At 71.7% G+C, this 5676-nt stretch carries 9 protein-coding genes; 4 read left to right on the top strand and 5 right to left on the bottom strand.

The annotated features are described in order from the left end of the window. Positions 1–1123, bottom strand: a 1123-nt coding sequence (locus IH13_RS0122135; protein ID WP_420713382.1) for a hypothetical protein, incomplete at its 3' end; no start/stop codon positions are given. Between the two features lie 260 nt (positions 1124–1383). Here IH13_RS0122135 and IH13_RS0122140 point away from each other — a divergent pair. After that, positions 1384–1884, top strand: a complete 501-nt coding sequence (locus IH13_RS0122140; protein ID WP_031087083.1) for a GNAT family N-acetyltransferase — start codon at positions 1384–1386, stop codon at positions 1882–1884. A gap of 123 nt (positions 1885–2007) precedes the next feature. Here IH13_RS0122140 and IH13_RS0122145 read toward each other — a convergent pair whose 3' ends face one another. Both IH13_RS0122145 and IH13_RS0122150 read right to left on the bottom strand, forming a co-directional pair. Beyond that, positions 2008–2751 carry a PepSY domain-containing protein gene (locus IH13_RS0122145; RefSeq protein ID WP_031087085.1) on the bottom strand — a complete coding sequence of 248 codons (744 nt, stop codon included), beginning with the start codon at positions 2749–2751 and terminating at the stop codon, positions 2008–2010. Between the two features lie 183 nt (positions 2752–2934). Continuing rightward, entirely contained in the window at positions 2935–3180 is a 246-nt protein-coding gene (locus IH13_RS0122150) for a DUF5133 domain-containing protein (protein ID WP_031087086.1), read from the bottom strand. A gap of 281 nt (positions 3181–3461) precedes the next feature. Here IH13_RS0122150 and IH13_RS0122155 point away from each other — a divergent pair, with 281 nt between their 5' ends. Together IH13_RS0122155 and IH13_RS0122160 are read left to right on the top strand one after the other, a co-directional pair. Continuing rightward, the gene (locus IH13_RS0122155; protein WP_031087089.1) at positions 3462–3713 is read left to right on the top strand and encodes a DUF6296 family protein; all 252 of its coding nucleotides are present in this window, start codon (positions 3462–3464) and stop codon (positions 3711–3713) included. Positions 3714–3873: 160 nt separating this feature from the next. Next, complete coding sequence (locus tag IH13_RS0122160; protein ID WP_051835899.1) at positions 3874–4278, top strand: protein-tyrosine phosphatase family protein; 405 nt, start codon at positions 3874–3876, stop codon at positions 4276–4278. Positions 4279–4294: 16 nt separating this feature from the next. Here IH13_RS0122160 and IH13_RS0122165 read toward each other — a convergent pair whose 3' ends face one another. Together IH13_RS0122165 and IH13_RS0122170 are read right to left on the bottom strand one after the other, a co-directional pair. Then, positions 4295–4582 carry a hypothetical protein gene (locus IH13_RS0122165; RefSeq protein WP_031087092.1) on the bottom strand — a complete coding sequence of 96 codons (288 nt, stop codon included), beginning with the start codon at positions 4580–4582 and terminating at the stop codon, positions 4295–4297. 123 nt (positions 4583–4705) lie between these two features. Then, positions 4706–5137, bottom strand: coding sequence for a DUF2000 domain-containing protein (locus tag IH13_RS0122170; RefSeq protein ID WP_031087094.1), 432 nt, complete (start codon positions 5135–5137; stop codon positions 4706–4708). Positions 5138–5224: 87 nt separating this feature from the next. Between IH13_RS0122170 and IH13_RS0122175 the strand changes: the two genes are divergently transcribed. Further along, positions 5225–5676, top strand: a 452-nt coding sequence (locus IH13_RS0122175) for an AraC family ligand binding domain-containing protein (protein ID WP_199814804.1), incomplete at its 3' end; no start/stop codon positions are given.

Consider the following 5676-nt stretch of genomic DNA (forward strand, 5'->3'; position numbering starts at 1 on the left):
CTGCGGGTACGCCTGCCTCCGTCGCCGCACGGCCGGGCCGCAGGGTCCAGGGCACGGGTTCGGTGTTCGTCAGCCACCCCTCGGCGATCAACTGCCGGACGATGTAGATCCGCAGCCGGCGTGGCTGCTTCCGCTCGGACAGGCCCAGACAGAGCTGCTTGACCGAGGGCCCGTGACCGTGTGCCGCGCGGAAGTCGGCAGCGAACCGCGCGGCGCGGGGGCCCGGCTCGGCCTGGTTCTCCCTCCACGCCGCATAGCCGGCGCGCACCTTGTCGTCGGCCTGGGCGGGGACCGGCTTACGCATGAAGGCCTCCGACACCCTGCCCGGGGACAGGGTGCAGCGGGGGCAGTGCTCCACGGCCTCGACGTGCCGGCGCAATGCCACGCCTGCCTGGGCCTTCCACGCGTCCCAGCTCAGCGGCTCCTCGGCCTCCTCGGCGCGGGGGCGGACCACGGGGGCGGGCGCTGTACGCATGCCCGACAGATGCCGCACGGCGTCGGCCAGGAGGTAGTCGGCGCCGTCCAGCTCCTTCAGGAAGCCCTTGGCCAGTAGGTCCGGGAGCATCGCCCGGCAGTGCTCGGGCAGGTCCGCGGGCAGGGCTCCGGGTCGGTCGGGCTTCCCGTGTGCGGCCAGGTACAGGGCGGCCAACCGCATCGCCGGCGGCGTCTTCTTGACCGGTTTGGCGTTGAGCGTGCGGCTCGTCCAGCCCGATACGCGGGACCGCCTGACCTTACCGAAGGGCAGGCGGCGCTCGGCACCGTCCACGAGACCGGGCACCTCGATGCCCACGGGGATGTCCGGGGCGCCTCCGATCAGGTCGCCCCGCGCCTGCCATCCCAGGGCGGTGACCGCGGCCACCGCCCCCTCGGCGTCGGTCAGGCGCAGCGACCGCAGGTCCTGACCGGTGAGGTTGCCGACGCCCTTCTGTGCCGCGCGGATGGCGACGACGACGGCGAGGAGCTGTGCGTCCGCTCCGGACAACGGCAGAGAGGCGACGTAGGACAGGAGCGTACGGGCGGCCTCTCCCTGCTGAGCGGTCAGCAGGAACGCGATCGGCGGCGGGGCGCCGGTGGCCGCGGGAGCGGCGGCGGGACTGGGTGAAGGCTGGGGCACACCCTGCACAACGTCCTCCCGTCACGGAGGTCACTGCCCATGGCGGCGAGCAGGTGCCGATGAGCTGATTTTCGGCCACCCATCGCTGGGTGGAGGGGTGCGGGAGCGTGGATGCCGGTCGTCGCGGAGCGGCCGGGCCGCGCCTCGGCCGGACCGACGAGTTCCGGGTCCGGGCGCAGCCGGCGTCCACGGGGCGGGCCGGCTTCCGCCCCACCGGACGCGGAGGAAATCCGTGGTGGCGCCCGGTCCCTCCCGGCTACCTTCCGTCCATGACCATGCTGCAGCGCCTGAGGGCGGACCACGCTCCCGCCCTGCTGGCCTTCGAGCGGGAGAACCGGGCCTATTTCGCGGCCACGGTTCCGGACCGCGGCGACGCCTACTTCACCGGCTTCGACACACGTCTGGCCGAGCTGCTGGCCGGCCAGGCCGCGGGAGAACACCACTTCCATCTCCTGACCGACACCTCGGGCGCCGTACTGGGCCGCGTCAACCTCGTGGACGTGGCGGACGGCTCGGCCGAGCTCGGGTACCGGATCGCCGAACGGGCCGCCGGGCAGGGGCTGGCCACCGCGGCGGCCCGGGAGGTCTGCCGACTGGCCCGGACCGGATACGGCCTGCGCTCGCTGCGGGCGGCGACGACCACGGACAACGGCGCCTCGCGGACCGTGCTGACTCGGGCGGGCTTCGTCGAGTGCGGTGGGACCACCCTGAGCGGGCTTCCCGGACTGCGCTACCTCCGGGTCCTCGGCGAGGCAGACGGTGACGGCTGAGACGGCCGCACGGCACACACCGGGCTGCGGAGGGACGGGCCCGCAGGCGCCGGACGGCCCGTGAACGCGCGACGGTGGCGAACCGTCACGCGGTTCGCCACCGATCCGAGCGGATGGAGGGGATCAGTCGTTGTCGACTTCCTCGTTCGTGATCTTGCCGTTCTCGGCGTCCACGTCGAAGGTCGTCTTCTTCCAGTCCTTGGTGACCACATCGACCTGCCAGACCAGGGCCTGGCTGTCGCTCTCGTCGAGCTTGACCGAGGTGACCGTGCCCTTCTTCTTGTCCATGGCGACCTTCGCAGCCTGCTGCGGCGTCTGCTTCGCCTTGGCGATCCGGTCGGCCATCTCCTGCTTGTCGGACTCGCTCTGGTCCGTGTCCGGCTTGGAGTCGAGTACCTTCCCCGACACCGCGTCGATGGTCACCATGTGAGCGGTGCCGTTGTCCTCGACGACGTGGGCCATCCACGCCCCACCACTCGCGTCGGCACTCGGGCTCGCGCTCATGTCGCTGTCGTCGACGCCCTCCAGCTCCAGCTCGGTCAGCTTGCCGCCGGACACCTCGCCGACCGCGGTCGTGGCCGCCTTGGAGAAGGGGACCTTGACGGCCGAGAGCAACTCCTTGCGCTTGGCCTGGTCCTCGGTCAGCTGGGCCGTGCTGGTGGGGCTGCCGGAGCTCGCGGAGGGGCTGCCCGACTGGTTCGGCATGACCTTCGCGGCCTCGGAGGTCGCCGCGGACGTCCCGTCGCCGCTGTCCTGGCCGCAGCCGGTCACGAGGGCGGCGGCAAGGACGACGCCCAGGGCGCCGGCGAGACGGAGACGGCGGGTGCGCGGGGAGACGGACTTGTTTCGTGGGGACTCAAATCTCATACCCGCATCCCTAGCCGCCCGGCTGATCGGTCATGTTGGCCGACAGGCGCCTGTCACCCGTTCGACGGCGCGGTCCGCCCGTTCGCCGTCGTCGCCGCGCGACGGCACCGCTCGCGGCGGCGGACGCGGCGATGACGCCGGTCCGCGGGACCGGCGTCATCGCCGCGGAGCTCCGGGTGGCTGTCAGGCGGTGAGTTCCACCTCGGACAAGGCCGCCGGCGACCCCGCCGACGGTACGGCGCGCAACTGCGTCTCGGCGGCGACCAGTGCGTCGGGAACCGTCCTCGTCCCCGTGGTGACGCAGAGGGTGTAGGAGACGTCCTCGAGATGGCGGCCGCTCTCGGACGTGCCGAGCCGTGCGTGGGCGCTTCGCAGTGCCTCGTAGCGCCTGACGAGTTTCCGCAGCGTCGCGGGATGGGCCATCAGCACGGCAGTTCCTCTCTGCAGGGCGGCCGGGAGCGCGTGCCCCGCACCGACGAAGGATGATCGCGCCGGCGATCCGCCTGGCGTCACGGGCGGCGGTGCGAAGGTCAGCACACGTCCGGTCCCTTGCAGACGATGGTCGCCCCGCCTCACCGAATCCGCATCCGCAGTCACCTGCGGTGACAAGGGAGCCAGGGGTCCGGTGCCGAGTGCACCACACGCCTCGGTGCGAAAGAATGGAGGGGACGGGTGCACGGCTGTGGGCCGTGCCCGGTCGGGAGGCATTCATGGGTTACCCGGAGAGTTACGAGCTGATATTCCAGATGACGGGCGCCGAGGACGACGTCGTCGTCGTCCACCTCACCGCCCGGTCCGGAGCCGGCGGATACCCGGTCTACGAGGACGAGACCGGCATCGTGCGGGCGGAGATCAGCGAACGCGGTGAGGTACGCATGCAGGCGAGCGGCGGGCACCAGGCGCCCCGCGTGCCGCTGCTGGCCAGGCCGCTGAGCCATGGAAAGGGCCCCGGCGCCGGCTGAGAGCCCACCGGTCGTCCTACAGGCGCCCCCACCGCCCGCCCGGGGGCCTGTTTACTGGCCCTCGGAGAAGACGCCCCGCAGGACCGGGCACCGGCCTGCCGGGGCGGAGGAAGGGGCGGTCGGTGTGAGCGGTACGTGGGACGGTTCGGCGACGGGCGTGATGCGGCTGCCGTCGGGACGGCTGGTGCGCGGGCGCGGGTTGCGGCGTCCTCTCCCCGAGGGTCCGGTGCCCGGGTACGCGCTCCATCTCCTCGGCCGGCGGCCGCTGCCCGTGGAATGGGAGGCGCGGTGGCTTCGCTGGCCCGATTTCCGGCTCCCCACCGACCGTTCCGAAGCGCGGCGTGCGTTCGAGGAGGTGTGGGAGCGCTCTGCGCGGGAGCGGGTCGAAGTGGCCTGCGGCGGCGGACGCGGGCGCACCGGCACCGCCCTGGCCTGTCTGGCGGTCCTCGACGGCGTCCCGGCCGGCCAGGCTGTCGCCTACGTGCGGCGTCACTACCGCCCCGGGGCCGTCGAGACCCCGTGGCAGCGCCGGTACGTCCTGCGCTTCGGCGCCGGCCTGCGATGAGGCGGGCCGGGCCGCGTCAGTTCACCGTGTGTGGTACGGGGACGGTGGCCGCGCCTCCGGCGCGGACCGCCTCGACGACGTCCTGGTGGAAGGAGCGGCTGTCCTCCTCCGACGGGCAGGGCACGGGGCTGCCCTCCATGGTGAACCAGTCGGAGGCCCCGCTGTACTGCACGGCCACCTCCGCCTGCCCTTCGGACCAAGTGGTGTGTATGGTCAAGTCGCCTTTGACGACCCCTACCTCTTCGGTGCGCACTCCGCCGGTTCCCGCGAAGACACCGCAGGTAGTCCACGATGCCCAGTTCATGACGCGTCACCTTTCGGGACGTTGACAAGCCTGTCGAGCGGACTGCTTTCGAGTATGGCACCGCACACCCCCATTCGCACATATGTGCCCGCATGTATCACGGCCGTAGCACAACGCGGTCGGTCAGGGATGCATGGAGGCACCCTTGAGGATCTTGTCCACGTCCTTGCGCGGCCCGTAGACGGCCATCCCCACCAGATCCAGGTTCGGCCGCGTCACCGCGCGCACCGCCGCACGGTTCGCGGCGTCGTGGCCGGTGGCGAAGAGGTCGGAGGTGAAGACGGCCGTCGCCACCCCCCGGCCGACCGCCCGGGCGTGTGCGGTGGTGAGCAGCTCCTTCGAGCCGGAGAAGACCATGACCGGCTGCCGGAACATCGGCAGATACGGGGTGTCGTCGGCGTCGGTGTACGGTTCGCCGATCACCTCCGGGGCCCGCGTGCCGAGGCCGCTGACCAGGAAGGCGGTGACGTTCAGTCGCTGCCAGGTCAGCAGGTCCTCGCGGAGCAGCACGGTGATCTTGGTCTCGAAGCGTACGGGCGCGTTGTCGTCGTTCATGCACGAGAGCCTGCCGGTCCCGCGGGCGGGAATCTTGTACGAAGTTTGCGGGCCTCAAGCCCCGGGGCGGGCTTGTACGCTTCCGGGATGACCGCACGTCCACAGGTGAGAGCGTGGCGTCCGCGGGTGGAGGGGATCGACGAGGTCTTCCACGCCCGCTTCGCCGACCACGCCTACCCCATGCACACGCACGATTCCTGGACGCTGCTCCTCGTCGACGAGGGCATGGTCCGCTACGACCTGGACCGCCATGAACACGGTGCGCCACGTTCCGTGGTGACACTCCTGCCGCCGCACGTCCCGCACAACGGTGACGCGGTCACGCCCGACGGTTTCCGCAAGCGCGTCCTGTACCTGAACACCACGCAGATCGACGTGGACCTCGTCGGGCGCGCGGTCGACCGCCCGGTTCTGCACGATCCGCAGCTGCGGCACCGGGTGCACCGGCTCCATCTGACACTCGCGCGCCCCGGTGACGAGCTGGAGGCGGAGAGCCGACTCGCGCTCGTCCGTGACCGGCTCGCCGCCCACCTGCTCGA

The sequence above is a fragment of the Streptomyces sp. NRRL WC-3549 genome (assembly GCF_000721935.1).
GTDB lineage: Bacteria > Actinomycetota > Actinomycetes > Streptomycetales > Streptomycetaceae > Streptomyces.